This window comes from Legionella qingyii (assembly GCF_003990155.1).
Classification (GTDB): domain Bacteria; phylum Pseudomonadota; class Gammaproteobacteria; order Legionellales; family Legionellaceae; genus Legionella; species Legionella qingyii.
Genome location: NZ_RZGX01000001.1, coordinates 191412 through 217195, shown reverse-complemented (window position 1 = coordinate 217195; position 25784 = coordinate 191412). Strand labels below are relative to the sequence as shown.

Sequence of the window (25784 nt, the reverse complement as noted above, 5' to 3'; positions counted from 1 at the left end):
AGCAACCGAAATGCACGAAATCTGTGAGAGTCGGAGCGGGTGAAACCTCATCATTTTGATTTAGATGGTAACGTTGTCAACAGGCCCTGCTTTAGCGAACCTTGGGTCTTTTTAGAGTATATATAATGCAGAATAAGCTTGCTGTACTTATGGCACAAATCAATCCTACAGTAGGTGCCTTAACGTCCAACAGAGATAAAATTATAGAGATTATAAAAGGCAACCAAGAAGAGCACAATGTAATTCTCTTTCCTGAACTGGCTTTAACAGGTTATCCCCCAGAAGATTTACTTTTTCGCAAAGAATTTCAAGAAGCAGTTAACGAACATTTAAAACAAATACAAGCTGTAACAAAGGATTGTTATGTTTTGGTAGGACATCCTGGTCATAACCAAAAACAGCTGTACAATAGTGTAAGTATTTTTCATAAGGGGCAAAAAGTTGCTGAATATCACAAGCAAAATTTACCCAACTATGAAATTTTTGACGAGGCACGTTATTTTACTCCAGGCAAAAAAAATCCATGTATTCTGGATATAAATCACTACAAAGTGGGCGTGTTGATTTGTGAAGATTTATGGCATCCAGGCCCCACCGAAGATTTGATAGAGAATGGAATTTCTGTCCTGCTTATTTTGAATGCTTCTCCATTTGACTGCGGCAAATATCACAAAAGAGAATCGCTTTTAAAATTTTATGCGAAACGAGGTATATCCATAATCTATGTGAACCAAATTGGTGGCCAGGATGAACTGTTATTTGATGGCCAATCATTAGCCATTGACCCACAAGGCACAGTTTGTGCACGTGCCCCTGCATTTAAAGAAGATTTATGCACCGTTGAGATCCAAGGAAACTTAATTAAGGGGGCAGTGTCTCCTCTTCATAAGTTTGAACCATTAATCTATGACGCATTAGTTTGTGGTACTCGCGATTATGTAAATAAAAATCATTTTCCTGGAGTTTTGGTTGGACTCTCTGGAGGAATTGATTCAGCATTAACATTGACTGTAGCAGTAGATGCTTTGGGAGCAGATCGAGTTCATGCCGTGCTTATGCCTTCGCGTTATACCGCACAAATGAGTAATGAAGATGCATTAGCTCAAATAGAAAGATTGAACGTATCGCATTCCATCCTATCGATTGAACCCGCTTATAATGCATTGATGACCACCTTAGAACCAGAATTTGCAGGACTAGCTTCTGATACAACTGAAGAAAATATTCAGGCACGCATTCGTGGTTTGTTAATTATGGCATTGTCTAACAAAACAGGAAAAATGGTACTCACAACATCGAATAAAAGTGAGTCCGCTGTAGGCTACGCTACATTATATGGAGACATGGCCGGAGGATTTGCGGTATTAAAAGATGTACTTAAAACCCAAGTTTATGCGCTTGCTCGTTACCGCAATAGTCTTTCTGAAATCATTCCTGAACGCGTTCTAACCCGTGCTCCATCCGCTGAATTAAGAGCAGATCAGACAGATCAGGATAGCTTGCCTGACTATGAGATATTAGATGCAATCATTGTTGCCTACATGGAACACTACTTAACTCCCGAAGAAATCATTCAACAGGGTTTTTCTGCGGAAACAGTAACTAAAGTGATTCAATTGATCAAGCGCAATGAATATAAACGCCGTCAATCTGCACCAGGAATTAAAATTAGCCCAACTGCTTTTGGAAAAGACTGGCGTTATCCGATCACCAATGGTTTTTAACGCACGGTTCTTAGGAGAGCAATGACTGGTAACAATCATCGCTTATCCGACTCGCATTGGGTCTGGGAGGTGTAGACTCTGAGACTAATTGTCAACACCCCCCAAAGAAGTCAAAAAACTATACGATGCTGATATTTTGATGCTGAGTTACATGATTCATGGCATTATGTAATTCAGGAATATTTAGCTTGATGTTTCCTTGCTGATCAATCCATTGTAAGTCAATAAGTGTTTGCAACGTACGTTTATCGTTTTTATGAAGCGCATAGCTTAAAATATCTTCCAGAGATGCTTTATGTTGATCGATTCTTGCTTTAGTGAACGAGCCAAAAAAGCTACTTCTATCTTTTGCTAAGCTCACTTCATATCGAGCACAAAATGCTTTTTTTAATTGAGTCGCAGTGATGTTATGGGGTTCTTCATCACCAGTCCCTGGCTCAATAAAATTAAACTTTGATTTGTATTGTTCATAAAACATATTAGCCAAGATCATATGAAGATCGGCTGTTGGATGAATATCATCCCAGAATGCATAACCTTGCGCAGGAGATGTACCATTGGGTAAGATGACAAAATCGTCAGAGGTTGTATAGGGTTGCGTTAACTTTTTCGGATCAAATCCATAATCTTGTGGGTTTTGGTAAGCATTCACAAAAGTACTATTAATGTCAAATATATCAAATGAGCAAAAAGGGTACATTACTTTAAGCTGCTCACTTGCTTTGGCAAGCTCTTGATTAAAGTAATTGACACAGTCAGATGCATTTTTGCGCGCCTTTTCCCCTTTCTCACCTTTCATATTTTGAAAACGCGGTGTCAAAGAGAGATCAGGTAAATTGAACCAAATAAAATTTCGATACCCACTTTGTATTAAGAGTTCGAGATTTTTTGTTCGCTCCTTAATTGCTCTGTCTACTTCTTGGATTGAAGGTTCCGCATTTACTGTAATTAAATCATTGGCTCCAGACCATTCTATTACCAGAGACTGACTTTTATGTTTTGAAGATAGTTGATGCTCTTTATCATAAGCAAACAACTTGTCACGCATTCCCTTTAAAGTAGGAAGAATAATTCGGCTAAAAAAACGAATCAAACTTGAACTTGGGGTCCAGGCATAATCATACGAACTTAATCCGCCTTGATCATAGGAACGGATAAAATCTTTACCTTCAAACTTGATAAATAGATCATTATCCAAATTATAATCGTACATAATTTCATCAATTATTTTTCGGTCTTTGCTTATAATTGCGTCGGCGATGTCGTCGTTAGAATACTGATACTTCTTTTTAACTTGTTTGATCATAAAATCACTGGCAAAAAATGCTCCAATCATATCAGCCCAAACATACCCATTAGTAAATCGGCCTTTTGCTGAGGTTCCTGATAACCCAGCAAAATAACGCATCGGAATACAACCTAAGATATAGGCTTCGTTTGCAGTCCCTCTATCGCTTAAACTATCACCCATCATTACTACATGTGAAATTTTGGATTGTGTCATGATGTTCATCCTTGTATTAGAGTAGATTTTTTGTACAACCTACATTTTTTACTATATCAGCACGATGCAACGTGTTCCCCGGTCTTCATTTATTCCACAGGACTTACGAAAAATTCTAAGGTCGAGGCAAAAAATGTTTTTAATGAGGGAGTTTAGATATACTAAATGACCGAATTAAAAACATTTTTTAACAAAGAGATTGGCTTTTTTCGTAAGTCCTGTTCCATATAAACTTTGAGCCTCGAGCCTTTAGTGTTGTCAACCTTCGGGTCATGTAAGAGCGCTAATATGACCTTAAAGACATCATTAAAATGTGCAAAACATGAAACAATTCACTTTGTCAGAGACCTGACATACCAGCTATGAAGATTTAAGCTATTTTCTTTTCCGTATACGTGGAAATTGATAGGTTTGAATATTGTGGTACAAAACGATCATCCCTCTCCTCATAGGAAGAGTGGGGAAACGTTTATTTACCAAATTGAGTATATACAGGGATCGGCTAATTAACAAATTAATCAAATACTCATCTCACAAGTCTAAATATAACTACGATAAGATTTCAAGTTAATACACAAAATCCATCGGGAACTACCATCAATTTTTTATTGCTTTATGAAGTTGAGGCAAGACCAACCAAGAAGAGAACATGGGCATTATAAAACTATAATGCTGAAATCAGGAGGGCCTTTAGCGTATACTCCTCAAGATTGACATAGTCGAAAATAATTTACCCCGGTTTTGTTGGCACACCGGGGAGAGCATAAAAACTAACCATTAGTTAAAGATTTCATTTCCTCAATTGCCGATTGTTCTGCAGCAATTTTACGTTGTTGCCAAAAAGTCGGTAACTGTGAAAGAGCTTCATATCTATTTTTATCTAATTTTTTAGAATGTTCTACCGTGGTCTCTTTAACAACTTCTTGTTTAGAGAAAGTAGATTTCTCTTCTGTATCAGTCTCATCAACAACCTCTTCCTTAGATAAAATAGGTTTGTTGGTAGTTACATTTTCTATTCGAGACTTCAGATGTTTCTCGATAAGCGCAAATTTCTTCATGTTTATCCTGCCTTGGCCAGGAGCTGTTTTCTTCATCTCATCAACTGCTTGTTGATTCTGCTTATTTTTATTTTGCAATATCTGAGAAAACATACTATTCATTTTATCTAGTTTCGATGAAGCAATTGATTGAGCGGTGTTCAATTGCAATAAATATGCTTTTAATTGCAAAACATCTGCGTCTTTAAATGCTCCTTTCTGATTGGCCAACCAGGAATCCAGCTTAGGATAATCTGTTAATGAAATTTTATTTGCACTACCCATGCTGTTAATCCACCAGAGGCTCGTCCCTTCTTTTTCTGTATGTCGTAATACAAAAGTTGAAGTAATACCTTTTACAGCAAGATCTTCGTTAGTTAATGCAAGGTTTGTTTTGGGATTCTCTGGATTGATGAGTAATTGAATTTTAGCAAGGTATTCTTCTCTTGCTTTGAGGCACTCTCGTTTAATTTGTTTTAAATGCACAGAGTTTAATTTTTCTACGTCTCGGTTTTCAAATGTCGCCAGCTTCTGTGACAGCTCTTCGCTCGGAGTCAGAGGATATACCTCTCCCGTTGCATCAACCCAAGAAAGTTGCCATTGAGAATTTTTATAACTTAAAGTAAAAACAACTTTATCTTGTTGTGCGGAGGATTGCTCTTTTGCTGCAGCAAGATTATTAAAGACTAGCACGTTTTCGGATGCTTGCAGTGCTTTTTGCAGTGCTGCTTGACGTTCAATTTCTCGATTTTTCTTATCTTCCAATGTCGCCTTATATTGGGCCATAAAGCTATTAATCTCTATTAATACTTCCTCTTTAAGCTCCATAATGAATTTAGGAAGCTGAGCGTCTTCAACGACTTGATAGTCGGGTACCGCATCGATTAATTCAAGAAAGAGGAAATAATTATAAGAGCTATTTACATTCCACTCACCATCGCTAATCATGAGCTTTAACTCTTGCAATCGAGTAAAAGCATCAGGAAAATCTTTCATCACATTAATTGATTGTTCAATTTTTTCACCACGAGTTCTGGTGTACTGATAAACCCAACCTGTTAGCCATGATTTTACGGGACGCTGATAATTTTTTTCTGCTCTTTGAGCAATAGCGACTATTTTTTTGCGTCCTTCCTCTGATTCATTTGCAATTATAGCTACTACTTGTTCAACAAATTCTTTAGGTATTTTCAATGATTTTTTTTTTGGCATTTTGAAACTCCTTTTCATGATGCAAAATTCATCATTACATTAATGTTTATTTTATACAAGTAGAAAATTATTATGCTAAATTGATCGCATGCGTATAGTCATGTTAATTTTTCTACATCGCGCTAAGTTCTAACAATTGCTTTTTCCTAAACATCATTCCATTAGCCGATGGCCTAGACTTGCATCTTCCGAAAGATAAAAATTGAGTCACTTTAGCTTTAAAACTTTTGCTCTAATAAATATATCGAGCGTTCGCTTTAATCCTTGTTGGCGTCGGCATCTCCTCATATAAGGTATTCTTAAATAAGAAATGCCAATTGGAAGTATAGACATTGTTCCAAATTTTGCCATAAGGACATTCCATCTTTTAAATTCATAGCAGTTTAATTGTTTCTGTTTATATCGAGGAAACTACCTATTTTTAATGCAGTCTTTACTGGATTCCCTGTATAAAGCGTGGTACATAGGCTAATGAAGAAATTGTCAACAGACCCTAGAATATCGCTGGCAAATGGTACGGAAATTACAATTTTTTTTATAATCAAAAAGTATATCCATCATTCTTATTTCCAAAAAATATGCGTGTCTAATACTTGCAAATTTAAAGTAACACGTTAACATGATTCGACAAAAAAATAATAACAAAGGGATGTTATGAAATTTGCTTTTTTTTCAGCTACTTTATTATCTAGTGGTATTGCTGTAGCTGCAGTACCAGTCAATGGATGGTATTCCAGCGTATTTGGTGGATATACTCACATATCTGGAAATGTATCAAAATATCATTTGGGATTTCTGTTTGATGATGTCGCTTATGAAAATGGCTATAACGCCGGGGTACGTTTAGGCTATCAAAGTAATCCTATCCGTTATGAATTAGAGTACACCTACTTACGAGCTAATACCAAAGACTTTGATGTTGACTTAATTGATCAAACTGGGGTATCAGGTAACACTAATGCTAACGTAGGTATGGCGAATATTTATTATGATTTTGCTGATGTTATCATGCCGACAATTTCTCCTTTCTTAGGATTAGGTATTGGATATGCTTATATTAAGACTTCTTTGAACAGTACAGGTCCCTTTGGAGCAGCCTCCTTTGGCGTCACAGAAGGTGCCTTTGCCTATCAGGGAACTGCTGGACTAACTTTTAATTTTGCAGAAAATTGGGCATTGAATGCCTCCTATCGTTATTTGGCAACAGCCAGTAACGACGATTTTGGAAAGACGCTCCAAGTTCAGATGGGTAATGTCGGTGTCGTTTATCGCTTTGATCAATGTAATTATAAGTAATTTTATCTTGATTCGTCAGCTCATCCCGAGCACACTGAGGGCTCTATGAGACACGGTTTTATAATCAATGTCAAAATCAATTGACCCATCGTCTTCAACATCTGAGGCGACGGGTCGTAAACGATTAGTCCATACATTAATTCTTTTGTTAATACTGAAGTGTTTTTTTAGGACTCAAAATCTGCGGCTCTTGCCATAAAGTCATAAATAAAACCATAACCAAAGGACCAACAAATAAACCAAGCAAACCTAAAGTTTCGACTCCACCCAGAATTCCAAATAATACCGCTAAAAAGGGTAATTCAATTGCACCACCAATCAAAGCAGGTTTAACAAAGTGATCTGCAACAAACATCACAAGGGTTCCCCAAACCAAGACTACGATTGCACCAATCATACTGCCTAATGAAAACAGAACCATTGCTACCGTAATAAAAACTATAGGAACAACAAATGGGATCATTGCTGCGAGTGCAGTTATAAATCCGACTAAGGTAGGTGCAGGGAAACCAACCAAACCATAACAGACTCCCATTAAGATACCTACTCCAAGTCCTACTACTATGGTTCCATTAACTGTAGCCCTCAATGCTCTGGGTAATCTATCTGCATAACGAAACCATCTTTTTCCCAAGCAATATTCCCCTACATGGTAAATCTGCGATAATAATTGATCGCCATCACGATAAAAGAAAAATAAGCTTAACAAAGTGAAGCCTAATTGGACGCTACGATGAGCTAAACTTGCCCCTATTTGTTTCACATAATAGCTCGTAGGTGTCAGCGATAAGTGAACATTAGACAATAAACTCTTAATCATTCCTGGCTTACCAATATGCTCATCCCAATAATTAACTAAATCATTTCCGAATAATGGAAAGTCTCTTAAAAATCCTGGGGCAGCACCACCTTGTTGATTAATCTCTTGAAGAAAATTAATAAATATCTGTAATTCCTTAATCAACAGTCCCAATAACCAGCTTAAAGGAAGTAAAAACAACAAACCAATTAAAGTCGTAAATAGTAAAGCGGATAAGTTATTTTTGTTCCCAAAAAAAATACGCCATTTTTCATATAAGGGATAAGTAGCGATAACAATTATGGAAGCCCATATTAATGATGGGATAAAACGATGAATAATAAATAGACTAAGAATTACAATTCCAACAGTTAAGCCCATGCTAATGAGCTCTTTATGGTTCTCATTCATTAGGCAAAACTCCATGCTAAAAGTTGCATCAATATCCAGGAAGGCACTGCAGCCAATACATCATCAAACATAATTCCAAAACCACCACGTACTCTTTGATCGACGTAATCAATAGGTTGTGGTTTCCAAATATCAAAAATTCGAAACAAAATAAAACCACAGATCATCCATTTGACTCCCTGGGGTGCCATAAACATAGTTAACAAATAGCCTACAACCTCATCCCAAACGATTCCTTTATAATCATGCACACCCAAATCTTGTGAAACTTTCTCACATACCCACACACCCAATAAAAATGCAATAAGCGTAAAAAAAAGATAAACCAGCCAATTGGTACCCATAAGCAGTAAATACACAGGTATTGCAGCTAATGTGCCCCATGTTCCTGGCGCTGTCGGCATTAAACCACTACCAAAACCAAAGGCAATGAAATAAGTAGGATCCTGAAAAACTTTTTTTGCTAAATTTATTTGTTTCATTTCTTATTCTCTTACTTAGCTAATCTTAAAGGTTGGATCAAAATGCATTAACTTACAATAGTCACTACCCTCTGAGTTCTTTTTGCGTCCCTAGGCTAAAAATGGGAGTATCCTGTTGGTTTTAACTCATGGTAGTGATTGTTTGCATCTTTCATTCTTAAACCAGCTCTCTCCTCAACTACTCCGATGGGATAACAATGCAAATTAGCACTATTAAAATCGCTCAATAATGAGGACAAATGATGTTCAGGTACAGTAAAACATAATTCATAGTCATCGCCGCCAGTCAAAGCCAAATCTAGTGCATTATCAGTCCAATACTTATAAAGCAAGGGATGTACTGGAATTGCCTCTTTATTAAGACAGGCGCCAACTCCACTCGCAACACAGATATGGTTTAAATCTGCACTAAGCCCATCCGAAATATCTATAGCTGCAGTTGCATGACATCTTAAAAATTCAATTAAATCAACTCGAGGCTTAGGGTATAATAATTTATCCATTAACTCCCCTTTATCTTGCGCAGAAATGTCTTGATTTTCAAGAAATTTAACTGCCAAAGCAGCAGCACCCAACTCACCTGAAACTACAATAATGTCACCAGGTTTAGCTCCACCACGTGATATCACTTTACTTTTGGGTGCAGTCCCAAAAATAGTAAGTGTAATCGATAAAGGACCATGGGTTGTATCGCCACCTATTAAAGTCATATCAAATTGGTTGAGCGAATCTTTTAATCCTTGAGCAAATAAAGCAAGCCACCGCTGATTGAGTTCTGGTAAGGTTAGAGCAAGAGTAATCCAAGAAGGCTTTGCCGCCATAGCGGCCATATCGCTCACATTAACCATGACTGATCTGCATGCAATATCATAGGCATTCCAATGTGGGAGAAAATGTACTCCTGAAACCAGAGTATCCATGCTCACCAGTAAATTCATTTCATGGGGAACACATATACAGGCAGCATCATCTCCAATACCTAACAGTACATCATCACGTTCATAATCTAGTGGTTTAAAAAAATGCTCAATAAGTGAGAACTCATCCATAGTTATGACTGATTTCGACGGAGCGTACTTGTTGGGCCAAACTATGTAATACACCATTGACATAGCGATGCCCATCTTGGGAACCAAATTCTTTAGTCAATGATATTGATTCATCAAGCACGACTTTATAAGGAATTTCAGGGCAATATAATAATTCAAAAGAACCAATACGTAATACAGTCAGTTCAATTGGATTTAAGCCAGTAATTTCTCTATCAAGAAAAGGAGTAATGTTTGTTTCCAATGTTTCAACATGGGCTGGAACGCCATGCAAAATACGGCAAAAATAATCTACATCCACTTTATCCATATTGTTAACGATTCGAAATTGTGCTTCGATTTCATGTAAATCACTTCCAGACATTAACCATTGATAAAGAGCCTGAAGTGCTAATTTTCTGGCTTTTCTTTTACCGCTTATTGACTGCTTTTCCACCTTAACCTCATGAATTCTTTATAAACATCTATAAAACTCCCCTCTCATTGAGAGGGGCATAAAAATAGCGAACACCAGGGTATTAATAATTCGCCTTATTGGAGTTATGTTCCGCGAACATATTGCGTTACATCAACAAGTAAATTTTTACCCTAGTCTTTATTCATCTGGTCTATAGTTTGTCTGAAGTCACTTACGTCCTTAAAGCGTTTATAAACAGAAGCAAAACGCACGTAAGCTACATGATCCAAACTATATAATTCCTTCATGACCAATTCACCAATGATCTGAGAGTCAATCTCTCGTTCTCCGCGACGGCGAATTTCCTGTGTAATCGCAATAATCGATGCCTCTAATGCATCAACACTGACAGGCCGTTTTTCCAAAGCACGCAACATACCTGAGCGTAAATTATCAATATTAAAAGGTTCACGCCTGCCATCACGTTTTACAATTAACGGCATAATTAATTCAGCTGTTTCAAAAGTAGTAAAACGTTCATGACATACAAGACATTCTCGTCTTCTTCGCACCTGGGCACCTTCAGCGACCAGGCGTGAGTCTACTACTTTAGTTTCTTCTGCATGGCAAAACGGGCAAAACATAATTATCCATAAACCGGAAACTCACGACACAAAAGCAGTACTTGTTCTTTAACTTTTGCTATGGTCGCCTCATTGTTAATATCATCAAGAATATCTGCTATCCAATTGGATAAAAGCGTCATTTCTTTTTCTTTAAATCCTCTTGTTGTAACCGCAGGAGTTCCCAAACGTAAGCCACTGGTTACAAAAGGAGAGCGAGGATCATTAGGGACTGTGTTTTTGTTCACGGTAATATTTGCTTTATCTAAAGCTGAGTCGGCATCTTTACCCGTGATATTCTTGTCTATTAAATCAACCAATAATAAATGATTGTCTGTGCCGCCTGAAACAATTTTATAACCACGACTCATAAGCACTGAGGCCATAGTCTTGGCATTCAACAATACTTGCTGTTGATAAGTTTTAAATTCAGGTAGTAAGGCCTCAGCAAAAGAAACTGCTTTGGCAGCGATCACATGCATTAATGGTCCGCCTTGGTTACCAGGAAAAACAGATGAATTCAATTTTTTCTCTATTTCCTCGTTAGCACGACATAAAATCATTCCACCTCTTGGTCCTCTGAGTGTTTTATGGGTAGTTGTGGTTACTACATCAGCATAAGGTACTGGAGAAGGATAAAGACCTACAGCAATCAATCCGGCAACATGCGCAATATCAGCCATTAAGTAGGCACCGACCTTATCTGCTATAGCTCTAAACCGTGGCCAATCAAGGACACGTGAGTAAGCAGAAAATCCGGCAATGATTAGTTTAGGTTTATGTTCTACGGCTAAACGTTCTAATAAATCGTAATCAATTAAACCGGTATTTGCATCAACTCCATAAGGAATTGCATCATAAAGCTTTCCAGAAAAATTAACTTTGGAGCCATGGGTTAAATGACCGCCGTGAGGTAATGACATACCTAAAATGACGTCACCAGGAGCTAATAGAGCCATCATTACGGCCGCATTAGCTTGCGATCCAGAATGAGGTTGAACATTTACATAATCTGCTGAAAATAGTTTTTTAGCGCGGGCAATTGCTAACTCTTCAGCGACATCAACATACTCACATCCGCCATAATAACGTTTGCCCGGGTACCCTTCAGCATATTTGTTAGTTAATACAGAACCTTGTGCCTGCAAAACACGTGGACTTACATAATTTTCCGATGCAATAAGCTCTACATGCTCTTCTTGCCGGCGTTGTTCATCAACAATCGCTTGAAATAATTCATCATCAAAATTTTCTATAGTATAGCTTTGGTCAAACATGAGTAATCCTTGGGAAAATGGTTAAGGTCTAACGATGATGTCATTACGTACCTTTCTAACACCATCCACGCTTGCAGCAATAATCCCTGCTCTTTGCTTCAATCTTGGGGTAGCAACAAAACCACTGAGTTGCACTTCATCTTTAAAAGTTTTAACTTGTACTGCGAAACCCGTACGCCCCAATTGATTCACTAGGGTTGCTTTTACTTTAGTAGTGGTAGTCGAACTATCCAAAAACTCTCCTGTGCTTTCACTTCCAGGAGAAGCAACACACGCTATAATAATTATAGATAAAAGTCCCACAAACAGCATTTTAAGTGAGTTACGCATCCCCAAACCCCCTAAAGAAAAACCTCATAAGACTACCACAAAATTTACCTGGTTACGAATTGTGAATATAAATCGGAATTATTACTGGAATTTTGATTTAAAAAAGCACATATCCTGAGCTATGATCATGCATAACCCAGGAATATCAAACATCGATTCCATTCAAAAGTTATTTTCATTATTTAGTAACTACAACCTTGGAACCAGATTCTGAAGGATGATGTTTCACCACCTGATTTTTTTTCTCATCATGTCCATGAACATCTTTCTGATTTGTATTGTTTACCACAACTTGTTTTTGATTGGGAGTATGTCCATGTGTCTGTTGATTATGGCCATGTATTTTAGCCTGGACAGGTGCACCATTTGTTTTTTTATGACCTCGATGATAAGGAGAAGGATGACGGTAGTCATGAGGACGCTCATCGAAACCATAGATTTCTGCTCGCGGAGGAACAGAGTGATAATAACCAGCATCATAATATTCTGGCGCGGTGATCTCACATGAAGTCAAAAAGGGTAATAACAAAAGGCAAGGGATTAAACGCTTCATGAACAACTCCTGAAACACAAATAAAAAAGGGAAGGTGCACTTGCATGCAACTTCCCTATCGTCAAATAAGCTATTACTTATTTTTAGAAATTACTTATTTTTTTGCTGTAATCTCAACTTTATCGCCTTTAATACCTTTGTTCAGGTAATTAACGATACGTACAGTGCTATTTACATTAGTCCAACCTGAGTAAATAGTACCATATGGAGATTGGATTAAAAGGTTCATACCAGAGTGGCAGTAACCATAGTAGTACAAATTGATGTAATGAGGTGCATCATAGTAAAATATAGTGAATGGATCTAAAGGAACACCATCATCAAAAGAACCATATACACGAATATTATCAACACTGTTATTGATGATTTCAATTTCGCAATAGCCTGGGTACATCATTGATTTACCAGCAGGTTTATGATTTTTGTCAGCCTCTGTAGCTTTTGGATGCAAGTGTGCATTTGCAGCAAAAGCTTGACCAATCAAGCTAAAACAAAGAGCAAATAATAAGGACTTCAACTTCATGGTTTCTCCTTCGTTTAATGAAAGCAGCATAGTAACAAAGTGTTGTATTTAGTCAATAGGATATTTTTATAACCATGAAATAAATAAAATTGAAACTTATAAACACAATAAGGGTAATAATATTCAGCTTTCATGTTATATTTGGCGAGTTTCAAAATTATCGTTTTTTTTAAGCATTTAGGGGAATATTAATGAAAAAGCGAATGATCATCATGGGAGTAGCCTTACTGATCGTTTTCGGTGGGATCATTGCTTTTAACCTGATCAAAGCATTTTTGATTAAGCGTTTTTTTGCAAGCTACCAACCACCTGCTGTTTCTGTCGCATCATCCGTTGCCAAAGCAGTAGACTGGCAGCCAACCATTCATGCTGTCGGTAATTTCGTTGCATTTAATGGAGTTGATGTAAGCGCCCAAGCTTCAGGAAACGTGGTAAAAATTGACTTTGAATCAGGACAGTATGTCGATAAAGATGCCCCATTAATTACTATTGATGATAGTGTAGATCAAGCCATATTAAAATTTAATCAAGCAGAATTAACTCTGAAAACGCTTAGCTATAAACGCCAAGATGACTTGTTTAAACGAGGCGCTGCTCCTATTTCCAATGTGGATGAAGCTAAAGCAAATCTCGATCAAGCCCAGGCAAAATTAGATCAAACTCAAGCCCAGATCAATCAAAAGCACATTACAGCGCCCTTTGCTGGTAAATTAGGTATACGACAAGTAAACCTGGGCCAGTTTATCAGCCCGGGGCAGACAACAATCGTTTCATTACAATCACTTGACCCATTGTATTTAGAATTTTATCTCCCAGAACAATTGTATAAACGTATTCGACCCAATCAAGCTATTACGTTTTCCGTAGAAGGATTTCCCAATGCGCTTTTTGAAGCCAAAGTAACTGCGATTAACTCTAAAGTGGATCTGAATACACACAACATGTTGGTTCAGGCTACTCTTGCGAATTGCCCTACAGCTGCAATTAAAGCCCCTGAAAATTCTCCATTAGTGCAAACCCGAAAAGAGCCAATGGGTAATAAACGAATTGTTACTTGCAATTCTGATTTAAACAGCAAAAACAAAATTCATAGTTTTACCTTCGTACCAGGTATGTTTGCTTCAATTGAAATAAGCCAAGCTCCCGAGCCTAATACAGTCATTGTTCCTTCAACTGCTATATCTTATAGCTTATATGGTAACGCTGTTTACATAATAGAAAAAAATGCGGAGGGTAAGAAAAACTCAGATGGTTCTGATCTACTCACCGTCAAACGCGTTTTTGTTACCACAGGCGAGCAACGTGGAAATTATACCGTAATCAAAAAAGGAATTAAGGCAGGACAATTGGTTGTAAGCGCCGGAGAAATAAAATTACAAAATGGCACGCCCGTTGTAATCAATAATGATGTCAAACTGAATGAAGTCAGTAATCCGGATTTGTTAGGACAATAAACTAAATTGAATCATAGTAGCCTGGGTGAAGCAAAGCGAAACCCAGGTTAATTTTAATATAGGCATAGCACACCTATTACAAAATTTTTTAATCAGGAACACGTTATGAAGTTTACCGATCTTTTTATCAAGCGGCCCGTACTTGCCATGGTAATTAGTTTGCTCATTCTGCTTTTTGGTATTAACTCCATCTATAAGATGCAAATTCGCCAATACCCGCGTATGGACAATACAGTGATTACCATTATGACTGGATATCCTGGTGCGGATGCCGATCTTATTGCAGGCTTCATTACTTCACCTTTAGAAAAAGCGGTTGCCAGTGCAGAAGGGATTGATTATATGACCTCTTCCAGTACTCAAGGCTTAAGCACTATTACTCTAAATATTAAATTAAACTTTGATCCTCAAGTGGCTTTTACTGATGTGATGAGTAAAGTGCAACAAACGCTAAATCAATTGCCCAAAGAGTCTCAACAACCAGTTATATTGAAAACATCTGATAGCTCAACAGCATTGATGTACATCAGTTTAGACAGTACCGAAATGACACCCCAGCAAATCACTGACTACGCAACCCGTGTTGTTCAACCACAACTGCAAACTGTAGACGGTGTTGCTAAAGCAGAGATTTTAGGTGGTGCCACCTATTCCATGCGAATTTTTCTTGATCCGGTTAAAATGGCTGCTCTGGGAGTTTCCCCCTCAGATGTATCTGTTGTTCTTGCCAAAAATAATTTCCTCACTGCAGCAGGAAATACCAAAGGTGAATACGTTGCAATCAGTATCACTGCAAAAACGGATCTTAATGACACAACACAATTTAGTAACCTGATTGTTAAAAGTGATAAAGGTTCTATTGTTCGCTTACGCGATATTGGCAGAATTGAATTAGGTTCACAAGATTATGATACATCGGTTACATTTAATGGTAAAAAAGCGGTATTTATATCCATTACCCCCACACCAACAGCCAACCCTCTGACCGTAATTAGTGATGTACGAAAAATACTTCCCTCCGTTATTAGAGAGTTTCCACCCTCCTTAACAGGAACAATAGTTTATGACGCGACAGCATTTATTAGAGCATCTCTGGATGAAGTAACTCATACTATTATAGAAGCAGGCCTAATTGTTATCGTAGTGATTTTTTTATTCTTAGGCTCTATTCGTTCGGTACTCATTCCTGTGGTAACCATTCCACTTTCATTAGTTGGCGTATGTACCTTGATGCTTATTCTAGGATACAGTATCAACTTACTTACCTTGCTCGCTTTTGTTCTAGCCATTGGTTTGGTAGTCGATGATGCCATTGTGGTTGTAGAAAACGTCCATCGACATATAGAGGAAGGAAAAACTCCTTTTGATGCTGCATTGATTGGCGCTCGAGAAATAGCCACTCCAGTAATTGCAATGACTATTACCCTTGCCGCTGTATACGCACCAATTGGATTTATGGGAGGATTAACCGGTGCTTTGTTCAAAGAGTTTGCATTTACTTTAGCCAGCGCAGTAATCATTTCAGGAGTTATCGCCTTAACTCTTTCTCCTATGATGTGCTCAAGGGTATTATCTAAAAATATAAGCAGCGGCAAATTCGTGCAATTTCTCGATAATTTTTTCAATAAGCTTAAATTGAGATATCAAAATGCGTTGCATAGCTTGCTAAATACCCGCGAGATTATGTTGTTCTTTGCAGCAGTTGTTATCCTGATGCTACCTTATCTCTATACTCATACCGCAGCAGAAACAGCACCTGATGAAGACCAGGGTTTCTTTTTCGTCATGGCAATGATACCTCAATTTGCCACACTTAATTACATCGAGTCATTTACTAAGCCATTTGATGAAATTTATAAAAGCTTTCCTGAAACAGAAAATTATTTTACCGTAAACAATAGCAGCCAAACCATCTCGGGAATGGTATTAAAACCATGGAATCAACGTAGTAAAAGCCAGTTTGCTTTAAAACAACCACTGCAAGATAAATTATCACAAGTTGCGGGTTTAAACGCTTTTGCAATTGTCCCCCCCCCTCTTCCAGGTGGTGGAGGCGGAACACCAGTTCAATTTGTTATTAAAACCACTAACGACTTCCAAAGCTTATTGGATGTGTCACAAAAACTCACCGAAAAAGCTCAAAAAAGTGGTTTATTTATTTATGTCGATAATTCTCTTAAATTTAACAAGCCCCAAATTATACTGGATATCAATCGCTCCAAAGCTTCTGAAATGGGATTAGATATGCAAGCAGTTGGGAGCAGCTTAACCAGTGCTTTATCAGGTAATTACATCAACTATTTTAATTTGGAAGGACGTAGTTATCAGGTTATTCCGCAGTTAAGTCGCTCGTTCCGCATGACCCCGGAACAATTAGGGCAAATATATGTGAAAACCATCAACGGAACTATGGTTCCTCTTTCAACTGTAGTTACTGCTGTGGAAAAAACAGCTCCTAATGCCGCCACACATTTTCAACAAATGAACTCAGCAACCATTCAAGCAGTCATGATGCCTGGAAAAACACTTGGCGAGGGTCTTGAGTTCTTACAAAATGCAGCCAACGATACATTACCTAAGGGGTTCTCATATGACTATGGTGGTGAATCAAGGCAATTTATACAAGAAGGAAGTGCCCTGATATTTGCATTTATCTTTGCAATCATAATTATCTTTTTGGTACTTTCCGCTCAATATGAAAGTTTTCGCGATCCTTTAATCGTCTTAATCAGTGTCCCCATGTCCATCTGTGGCGCCTTAATTCCCTTGAATTTGGGTCTGGCGAGTATCAATATTTACACTCAGGTTGGCTTGATTACTCTTATCGGATTAATCTCCAAACATGGGATTTTGATCGTAGATTTTGCCAACCATCTACAACGAGAAAAGAATTTGGATAAACGAGCTGCCGTAGAGGAAGCTGCAGGTATTAGATTAAGACCCATTCTCATGACCACTGCAGCCATGGTATTTGGTGTATTGCCGCTTTTGATTGCTAGTGGCGCAGGAGCAGTAAGTCGCTTTGATATAGGTCTGGTTATTGCAACGGGCTTGTTAATCGGAACAGGATTTACTTTATTTGTGGTTCCTACCTTATATACATACATTGCAGAAGACCATCGCTTGAAAAAGGCTGAACCTCAGTTTGATGAAGCAAAAATTCCTGATGTTCAAGTGCCTAACCCAAAAGAACAACATCCCTAATATAAAATGCCCGGGTGCCACGCAGAGGAACCCGGGTTTAAAATATCACAATTTTCCCGAGTTCCGCCGCTCTGCAGCCCGACTGCAAAAGCTAAACCTGTAATTTTCCAACCCCATATTATTGTAAGCTTATTGGCTCAACTTATGGTTGAATTTGTGGTAACATTTCGTCTTTTTATCAGTACAGGTTTAATCATGGATAAAATCTATTCCCCTGAAGCAATTGAAAAATCATGCTATAAAAATTGGGAAAATCATCATTATTTCCAGCCTCATGGTGACGGCAAAAGATATTGCATTATGCTCCCTCCTCCCAATGTTACAGGTAGCCTGCATATGGGGCACGGTTTTCAGCATACGATTATGGATGCATTGACCCGTTATCATCGGATGTTAGGCGATAAAACTCTATGGCAACCGGGTACTGACCATGCTGGTATTTCAACGCAACTCGTTGTTGAACGTCAACTTGAAGCCACGGGAACCTCTAGAAAAGATCTTACCCGCGAACAATTTTTAGAACGCGTTTGGCAATGGAAAAATAAATCTGGTAATACTATAACGCAACAAATGCGACGTTTGGGTGCTTCAGTAGACTGGAGTCGCGAACGATTTACTATGGATGAAGGATTATCAGCCGCAGTGCAAAAAGTGTTCGTACAACTCTATGATGAAGGTTTGATTTATCGTGGAACTCGTTTAGTGAATTGGGATCCTAAATTAGGTACTGCAGTATCGGATCTCGAAGTGCTCTCTGAAGAAGAAGATGGTTTCCTCTGGCATATTCGCTACCCAGTTGTGAACTCAACCGAGTCTCTTATTGTTGCTACCACCCGACCTGAAACGATGTTGGGAGACACTGCGGTTGCCGTACATCCTGAAGATCCACGTTTTAAACATCTTATTGGGCAAGAGGTTTATCTTCCACTTTGTGAGCGGACGATACCTATTATTGCGGATGAATATGTCGATAAAGAATTTGGCAGCGGTTGCGTTAAAATTACACCCGCCCATGATTTTAATGATCATGAAGTGGGTAAACGTCATCAACTTCCTGTTATAAGCATCTTAACTAAAAAAGCATCTATTAATAAAAATGCTCCTTTAAAATATCAAGGAATGGATCGATTTGTAGCCCGAGAACAAATTATTAAAGATCTGGATGCAGAAGGCTTATTAGTTAAAACAGAACCACATAAATTAAAAGTGCCCCGTGGTGAAAAATCGAATGTCATTATAGAACCCCTGTTAACCGATCAATGGTATGTCAAAACTCAACCTCTCGCTGAACCCGCAATCGCTGCTGTGAAAAATGGTGAAATTCGCTTTATTCCGGAAACCTGGAGCAAAACCTATTTTCAATGGATGGACAACATTGAAGATTGGTGTATTAGTCGCCAATTATGGTGGGGACACCGTATACCCGCATGGTATGACAGTAATGGTAATGTCTATGTAGGATATAGTGAAAATGATGTTCGCTTTAAATATAAAATTAAAGATTCAACGGTATTAAAACAAGATGAGGATGTCTTAGATACCTGGTTTTCTTCGGCGCTTTGGCCCTTTTCAACTTTGGGTTGGCCGGAACGTACTCAAGAATTAGATCAGTTCTATCCAACTTCGGTTCTGGTTACTGGTTTTGATATTATTTTTTTCTGGGTAGCTCGGATGATCATGATGGGGCTAAAATTTACCGGAAAAATTCCTTTCAAAGAAGTGTTTATTACCGGCTTAATTCGAGACAGTGAAGGACATAAAATGTCCAAATCTAAAGGGAATGTGCTAGATCCACTGGACATTGTTGATGGTATTGATCTCGAGTCGCTCATTACAAAACGAACCTCTAATTTAATGTTGCAATCTGTTCGGGACAACATCATTAAAAACACCCGTAAAGAATTTCCTGAAGGTATTAGCGCCTATGGAACAGATGCCCTTCGTTTTACCTATTGCTCTCTTGCATCTACCGGTCGAAATGTACGCTTTGATATAGGACGAGTTGAAGGTTATCGTAATTTTTGTAACAAATTGTGGAATGCAGCACGTTATGTTTTACTCAATACAGATGAAGAGCAAATAGATTTCGATGATGGAGCATTCCAATATACCCCTGCAGATCAGTGGATTTTATCACGCCTGCAACACACCATAAGTAAAGTACATCATTATTTCGAAACCTATCGATTTGACTTGTTATCAAACACGATTTACGAATTTGTCTGGCATGAGTATTGTGACTGGTATCTCGAATTATCCAAACCCATCTTGCAAGATGAACATGCACTGAGCGCATTGAAACGCGGTACTCGTAAGACATTAATTCACGTCCTCGATCAGATTCTTAAAATGTTGCATCCTTTAATGCCATTCATTACAGAAGAAATTTGGCAACGGACTACAAAGTTAACCAGTGATAATGGTGCAAGCATTATGATCAGTGCTTACCCCCAAGTGAACCATGAGTTCATTAATGATGTAATTGAAGAAGAATTAGAATGGTTAAAAGCAGCGATTCAAGCAGTACGTACCATCCGTAGTGAAATGTCTATATCACCTGCCAAGCTTATTCCGCTTTATATTCGGAATATTACACCGATGCTTAAAGAGCGAGTGGAGAAATATCAACACACGTTAAAAGCATTGAGTAAATTAAGCCAGATCCATTATCTGGAAGCAGATGAAAAGATACCCGTCTCTGCAACTGCTGTCCTTGGTGAAATTGAATTACTCATTCCAATGGCTGATTTAATTGATAAAGAGGCGGAACTGACTCGCTTAACAAGAGAGCTTACCAAGTTAGATAAAGACATTAGTCTTGCTGAGGGTAAATTAAATAATCCTAAATTTACTGATAAAGCGCCTGCGGAAATTATTGCTAAAGAACGTGAAAAATTATCGCAAGCACAACAAACTAAAGAAAAGCTCTTACAACATAAAATTAGAGTTGAGTCATTGTAAGAAATAAACTCCAGCGAGTTTATTGTAGCCCGGGTTCAGGTCCGAAAGACTGGAACCCGGGTTTCGCTTTCGCTACACTGCCATTAAGTTAAGGGTTTTTGTCATTCCCGCGTAGGCGGGAATCTATTTCTTAAAGTGGCACTGTGCCTCGCTAGAAATGGGTCCCGCCTACGCGGGAACGACAGTTTTTTCCTTAGCTTAATGGCAGTGCCGCTTCGCTCCACCCAGGCTAAAAATTATGAAATTGAGCCGTTTCCGTTTCCAACAACTCTATGATTGATCCACCAAGCAAGAAACAAGGTGGATATAATTCCCAAATAAACGCCTATATTATTCCAACTGGGTCCTACCAATTGCAAAGCATCAGGACTTTGAAAAATTGAAAACGGGATTGCAAGCAATACATCCATAATAGCAGAACCAGCAACCAAACCACAGGCAATGAGCGTCCCCTTTTGTTTACGAATCAACGCTTCTTCTTTAACAGGTATTGCGCGTTTTAAACGTCTTTTAACAAACAAGGCAATCATTCCCCCAATAAATAATGGAAATGAAGAAGAAAGTGGCAAATACATTCCTATAGCAACACCTAGAATGGATAAATTTAAATAGCGTCGTAATTGAAAAAAATGATTAAGAAATATAATAATCAAAATAATTGCCGAACCAATAAACATCATGTTCCATGGTAATGAATTTCTAAACACCGCTTCGGTGATGGCTGCCATTAAAGCGGCTGTGGGCGCAGGTAAAGATTGACTTATATCCATGCCTGCATGAGGCATTACACCTGCAATCCCATATACATTGAATAATAGTTGCATTACTGGCGGAATAACTAAAGAGGAGATCACCACGCCCAGCAACAGCATCAATTGTTGTTTCCATGGGGTTGCACCAACCAACTGACCTACTTTCAGATCTTGGGTATTATCATTGGCAATCGCCGCAATACCAGTTACTACTGCGCCAATCATAATCGTAATTGCCTCAGCAGCCTGAATTTGCTCGGGTTTTAGAGGTAATGGCAATAAGTGATCAACCGCGACTAATAACAACCAGGCAGCAAAAAGCATCCCTGAAATAACAACAGAACTTCCGGGACTAGCTGTAACACCAACCATACCTGAAAAATAGGCAGTAATAACTGAAAAAATAAACCCTATAATTAAGACATAAAGAACAGCAATAAAAATTAGGGTTGGAGAATATTCATTATCCAAACCGACTGGATGTAAAGGAAGAACAAGTTGAAAAAAGAGAAACAGGATTGCAGCTAATGCGCCTGTACCTATCAAGATATAAGGCAATGGAATATCCTTATCGGTTCGTGGCACCTGAGCATCAACACCTTTAGACGTATATGTTTTCAGAGAAGTTCGGATACTTCTGGAAAGTGGTTTAACTAATTTTAAAAAAGTCCACACTCCAGCAAACAACATAGCACCTATTCCCAGATAACGCATTTCACTATTCCATAAAAGGGATGCAGCTTGCTCTGCAGGGTGCTGATTTAGAAACTCAGGATAAAATTGACTTACAACAGGTAATGCAACTAACCAGGATAACACTGCGCCTAAAAAGATACTGATTGCCATATCATGGCCAACAAGATAACCAGCACCAATCATTGTAGCAGAAAAGCCTGCGCCTAGACCAAATAGAGAGCGTTTTACCACAAACCAATAATTCCAACTATTTGCAATTACTTTAAATCCAGTTTGGAGTAATTCAGTAAGTGCGCCTATTCCCCCCCCGATTAATATGTCTTTGATACCTGTTTTTTCAGCGGATGATTTTAATACCTCGGCAATTGCCCTCCCTTCCGGAAATTTTAACGATGGATCATGAACCAAAATACGTCGTAAGGGAATGGAGAATAAGACACCCAGAACTCCACCACTAACTGCAATGAAAAAATTTGTCATGTAATCAAAATGATTCCAAAAACCAATAATTATCAATGCTGGAATGGTATAAACAATCCCACCAGCAACGGCCTCACCAGCAGAAGCCGCAGTTTGCACTGCATTATTTTCAAGAATGGTAGAGTTTTTAAAGAAACGTAAGATACCCATGGAAATAATTGCAGCAGGTATAGATGCTGAAGTTAAAATCCCTAGTTTCAAGGCAAGGAACGCATTGGACATTGCCAACAATACGGTCAGTATTATAGCAAGAAACACCACTCGAAAAGTAAGTTCGGCTACCTTTTTATCGGCAGCTATAAAAGGAGTATCAGCCATTAACGACCCCAAACACTATGTTTTACTTCAGGATTTAATAAAGAAGAAATCTGTGACAAAGGTATTTTTACTGTTTGCGGACCATAAACATATGCTGCTACCTGATACGTATCAAAGATAATATTTATTCCATTTGCTGAAAAAGACCAGATTTTATAATTTTTTTCTACAGGCTTAGTACCCTCTTCGATCCATTTTTTATCTGAAAGATTTTTCTCGGTAATTTTTTTACTGCAAAAACTGGCTATAGGTTTTAAATAATTCGTTTCAGGTCGGAATAAGTCAGCTAACTCAACCTGGCTTCCATGGATAAAATTCAATACTGCCACCGTATTTGAAGGATGTGCAGCTCCTCGGTGGTAAATAGAAATATTAAAAGAAACGCTCAATGCATTTTTTGTTTTGTATGGCAAAGAGTACGTGACATTTAAACCGGATTTTCCAGGTGCATCTGCAGGAATGTCCGTATCAGCAGCAATTTCTTTAAAAAAACTTCTTTTGGTTTTTTCCATGAAGTCTTGTACTACTGCATTAATACGTGGATCACTAAATCCTTGTGGATATTTCACATCAATAATATATATGGGGGTTTCTTTTTTTATTGATATCGGATTTACGGCCCAAGTAGCAAACGAGCCTACGATAATACTTAAAGATAGAATTGTTTTAAGTGGTTTTAACATACATTTTTTTCCTAGTAAGTATCTGGTTTAGAAACCCATTCCCCTGCAATCATCATACGATGTGGTAAAGGATATGCAAAGTAATAACAAAGAGCAGCACTGTCATTAACAGACCACCATATCAAATCAGCGTTCATACCTTCAGCAATAGTCCCTACCTCCTTTTGCAAACCTAATGCTCTTGCCGCTTGGCTGGTGACTGCAGCTAAAGCTTCGGGAACCGTTAATGAAAAGAATTGGCAAGCCATACTCATCATCAAACGTAATGACGTAGTTGGTGATGAACCAGGATTACAATCGGTAGCAACAGCCATACCTACCCCAGCTCGCCGCAGTAATTCTACCGGAGGTTTTTGCTTTTCACGCAAAAAGTAATAAGCACCAGGAAGCAAAACAGCAACTGTGTTTGCCATTGCCATAGCAGATGCGCCTTTTTCATCTAAAAACTCCAAATGATCACAAGATAAAGCACCAAACTCAGCTGCAAGCTTGCTTGCTCCGATATTGGATAATTGCTCGGCGTGACATTTTATGGGGAGCTTTAATTCCTGAGCGGCTGCGAAAACTTGCTCAGTTTGTTTCAATGAAAAAGCAATGGACTCACAAAATACATCCACTGCATCTACCAAATTCTCTTCACATAATGCAGGCAGCATTTCTTGACAAAGTACATCAATATACGCTTGGCTGTTTCCTTGAAATTCAGGGCCTATTGCATGGGCTCCAAGGAAGGTTTTTCTAACCCTTAAGCCCGCTAATTCGCCTAAACGTTTAGCTACTCTAAGCATTTTCAATTCATTAGCCAAATCCAAGCCATAACCTGACTTAATTTCCACTGTAGTTACACCGTCAGCTCGTAAAGCAAGAATTCTTGGCAAAGATTGTTTGATCAACTCCTCTTCAGAAGCGGCTCGAGTGTGCCGGACAGTAGATAAAATTCCACCACCCGTTTTAGCAATTTGGGCATAACTGACACCAGCCAGTTTCATTTGAAATTCAGTCGACCGATTACCCCCGTAAACCAAATGAGTATGGCAATCGATAAGACCTGGGGTAATTAATTGCCCCTGACATTCTTCTTGATGCGGGGCTTCATAAAATTGTTTTGGCAATTGTGCTTGCGCCCCACACCAGACAATAAGACCCTCTTTAATCGCAACAGCTTGTTGCGTTAATTGATTTCCTTGAGCATCGATGGTCGTCGCATTTAATAATAATTTGTCGCAGACAGGCATTAAAAATCCCAATGTTGAACTTGATGAGGAGGCTTAAGCCAGGCTTTATGGTGCTTCGTATCATATATATCCCATTCTTTAGACATATAAGTGTCCTTGTCTACATCCAACAAAAGCCAAGTCAAAAATTCAGCGACTGTCTCGGGTGAAACCAATCGATTTTCATCTTTCAAGCGCTTATAAAAGCTAATTTTCTCATAATCAGGATTTTCTTTACTTCGAGCGATTGCTTGCATATTTGTATCAATTATCCCAGGCATAACACTAGCAAAAGCAATTGAATCAGATTCCAGCTGCCAGCACTTGGTTAACATCGATAAGGCGGCTTTAGATACACAATATGCAGCCCAGCCTCTAATCGCGAAATAGGCAGCTCCAGAACCGATATTTAAAACACGGCCATCAGTCAATTTATCATAGATTAATTGTGGAAGAAAAAGGGCCGCATTCAAATTTGTATTTAATGTTTGATTCCAGTCTTTAGGATCAATTTCCTTCATGGGAACCAATGGATTTAAAGTTCCTGCATTGTTAACAAGAGCGCTAATTTGATTGACATCGTGCAAACGATTTTTAATTGACGCCAACCCTTCACATGTTGATACATCGGCGCAAATGTATTGGATGTTTTCAGAAAAAGCTGCTGTTTCTTGCAAAGCCTTCTCTGTTCGCCCTACAACTAAGATTGATTGCTCTCGTTTTGCCAAAGAAAAAGCTAATGATCTTCCTATCCCACTTCCTCCACCGGTAATAACAATCACAATATCCTCTTACTCTTTTTTAT

General features: G+C 38.4%; 20 protein-coding genes. 5 read left to right on the top strand and 15 right to left on the bottom strand.

The features are described from left to right. The first annotated feature begins 125 nt into the window (after nt 1–125). Nucleotides 126–1724, top strand: coding sequence for an NAD+ synthase (locus ELY20_RS00845; protein WP_110141248.1), 1599 nt, complete (start codon nt 126–128; stop codon nt 1722–1724). Between the two features lie 118 nt (nt 1725–1842). Here the strand turns inward: ELY20_RS00845 and ELY20_RS00840 are convergent, their stop codons facing one another. Further along, a complete protein-coding gene (locus tag ELY20_RS00840) occupies nt 1843–3228 on the bottom strand; it encodes an SGNH/GDSL hydrolase family protein (RefSeq protein WP_110141247.1) in 1386 nt (461 codons plus the stop codon). 770 nt (nt 3229–3998) lie between these two features. Next, entirely contained in the window at nt 3999–5477 is a 1479-nt protein-coding gene (locus ELY20_RS00835) for a hypothetical protein (protein WP_110141246.1), read from the bottom strand. Between the two features lie 654 nt (nt 5478–6131). On the opposite strand from ELY20_RS00835, the gene ELY20_RS00830 reads away from it, so the two are divergent. Beyond that, nucleotides 6132–6773 carry an outer membrane protein gene (locus ELY20_RS00830; RefSeq protein WP_110141245.1) on the top strand — a complete coding sequence of 214 codons (642 nt, stop codon included), beginning with the start codon at nt 6132–6134 and terminating at the stop codon, nt 6771–6773. Nucleotides 6774–6921: 148 nt separating this feature from the next. Here ELY20_RS00830 and ELY20_RS00825 read toward each other — a convergent pair whose 3' ends face one another. From ELY20_RS00825 to ELY20_RS00785, 9 genes are all read right to left on the bottom strand, one after another. Continuing rightward, complete coding sequence (locus ELY20_RS00825) at nt 6922–7983, bottom strand: AI-2E family transporter (RefSeq protein ID WP_110141244.1); 1062 nt, start codon at nt 7981–7983, stop codon at nt 6922–6924. Continuing rightward, nucleotides 7983–8465, bottom strand: a complete 483-nt coding sequence (locus ELY20_RS00820) for a phosphatidylglycerophosphatase A family protein (RefSeq protein WP_110141243.1) — start codon at nt 8463–8465, stop codon at nt 7983–7985. Before ELY20_RS00820 ends, ELY20_RS00825 begins: the two co-directional genes overlap by 1 nt. A 95-nt stretch (nt 8466–8560) precedes the next feature. Beyond that, nucleotides 8561–9514: a thiamine-phosphate kinase gene (gene thiL / locus ELY20_RS00815; protein ID WP_110141242.1), complete on the bottom strand. Its 954-nt coding sequence runs from the start codon at nt 9512–9514 to the stop codon at nt 8561–8563. Then, nucleotides 9507–9950 carry a transcription antitermination factor NusB gene (nusB, locus tag ELY20_RS00810; protein WP_110141241.1) on the bottom strand — a complete coding sequence of 148 codons (444 nt, stop codon included), beginning with the start codon at nt 9948–9950 and terminating at the stop codon, nt 9507–9509. The genes thiL and nusB overlap by 8 nt, the downstream gene beginning before the upstream one ends. A 152-nt stretch (nt 9951–10102) precedes the next feature. After that, nucleotides 10103–10555 (bottom strand): transcriptional regulator NrdR, encoded by a 453-nt coding sequence (gene nrdR / locus ELY20_RS00805; RefSeq protein ID WP_058468406.1) that lies wholly within the window; start codon nt 10553–10555, stop codon nt 10103–10105. Between the two features lie 2 nt (nt 10556–10557). Further along, on the bottom strand, nt 10558–11811 hold the full coding sequence (gene glyA / locus ELY20_RS00800) for a serine hydroxymethyltransferase (RefSeq protein ID WP_110141240.1): 1254 nt from the start codon (nt 11809–11811) through the stop codon (nt 10558–10560). A 21-nt stretch (nt 11812–11832) separates the two neighbouring features. Next, complete coding sequence (locus tag ELY20_RS00795) at nt 11833–12141, bottom strand: BON domain-containing protein (RefSeq protein ID WP_110141239.1); 309 nt, start codon at nt 12139–12141, stop codon at nt 11833–11835. Nucleotides 12142–12319: 178 nt separating this feature from the next. Further along, nucleotides 12320–12694 (bottom strand): hypothetical protein, encoded by a 375-nt coding sequence (locus ELY20_RS00790; RefSeq protein ID WP_233590459.1) that lies wholly within the window; start codon nt 12692–12694, stop codon nt 12320–12322. Nucleotides 12695–12788: 94 nt separating this feature from the next. After that, nucleotides 12789–13217, bottom strand: a complete 429-nt coding sequence (locus ELY20_RS00785; protein ID WP_110141238.1) for a hypothetical protein — start codon at nt 13215–13217, stop codon at nt 12789–12791. A gap of 191 nt (nt 13218–13408) precedes the next feature. Here ELY20_RS00785 and ELY20_RS00780 point away from each other — a divergent pair, with 191 nt between their 5' ends. The 3 genes from ELY20_RS00780 (at nt 13409) to ELY20_RS00770 (ending at nt 20836) form a co-directional block, all read left to right on the top strand. Beyond that, a complete protein-coding gene (locus ELY20_RS00780) occupies nt 13409–14671 on the top strand; it encodes an efflux RND transporter periplasmic adaptor subunit (RefSeq protein WP_110141237.1) in 1263 nt (420 codons plus the stop codon). 105 nt (nt 14672–14776) lie between these two features. Beyond that, the gene (locus ELY20_RS00775; protein ID WP_110141236.1) at nt 14777–17875 is read left to right on the top strand and encodes an efflux RND transporter permease subunit; all 3099 of its coding nucleotides are present in this window, start codon (nt 14777–14779) and stop codon (nt 17873–17875) included. Nucleotides 17876–18070: 195 nt separating this feature from the next. Beyond that, nucleotides 18071–20836, top strand: a complete 2766-nt coding sequence (locus ELY20_RS00770; protein WP_110141348.1) for a valine--tRNA ligase — start codon at nt 18071–18073, stop codon at nt 20834–20836. A 236-nt stretch (nt 20837–21072) separates the two neighbouring features. Here the strand turns inward: ELY20_RS00770 and ELY20_RS00765 are convergent, their stop codons facing one another. From ELY20_RS00765 to ELY20_RS00750, 4 genes are read right to left on the bottom strand one after another with little or no spacing between them, the layout of a single operon-like run. Further along, nucleotides 21073–23082 (bottom strand): OPT family oligopeptide transporter, encoded by a 2010-nt coding sequence (locus ELY20_RS00765; RefSeq protein ID WP_110141235.1) that lies wholly within the window; start codon nt 23080–23082, stop codon nt 21073–21075. Further along, nucleotides 23082–23765 carry a DUF3298 and DUF4163 domain-containing protein gene (locus ELY20_RS00760; protein WP_110141234.1) on the bottom strand — a complete coding sequence of 228 codons (684 nt, stop codon included), beginning with the start codon at nt 23763–23765 and terminating at the stop codon, nt 23082–23084. Before ELY20_RS00760 ends, ELY20_RS00765 begins: the two co-directional genes overlap by 1 nt. Nucleotides 23766–23776: 11 nt before the next feature. Beyond that, nucleotides 23777–25000 (bottom strand): imidazolonepropionase, encoded by a 1224-nt coding sequence (gene hutI, locus ELY20_RS00755; protein ID WP_110141233.1) that lies wholly within the window; start codon nt 24998–25000, stop codon nt 23777–23779. After that, complete coding sequence (locus ELY20_RS00750) at nt 25000–25761, bottom strand: SDR family NAD(P)-dependent oxidoreductase (RefSeq protein ID WP_110141232.1); 762 nt, start codon at nt 25759–25761, stop codon at nt 25000–25002. The genes hutI and ELY20_RS00750 overlap by 1 nt, the downstream gene beginning before the upstream one ends. Between the last annotated feature and the right edge of the window lie 23 nt (nt 25762–25784).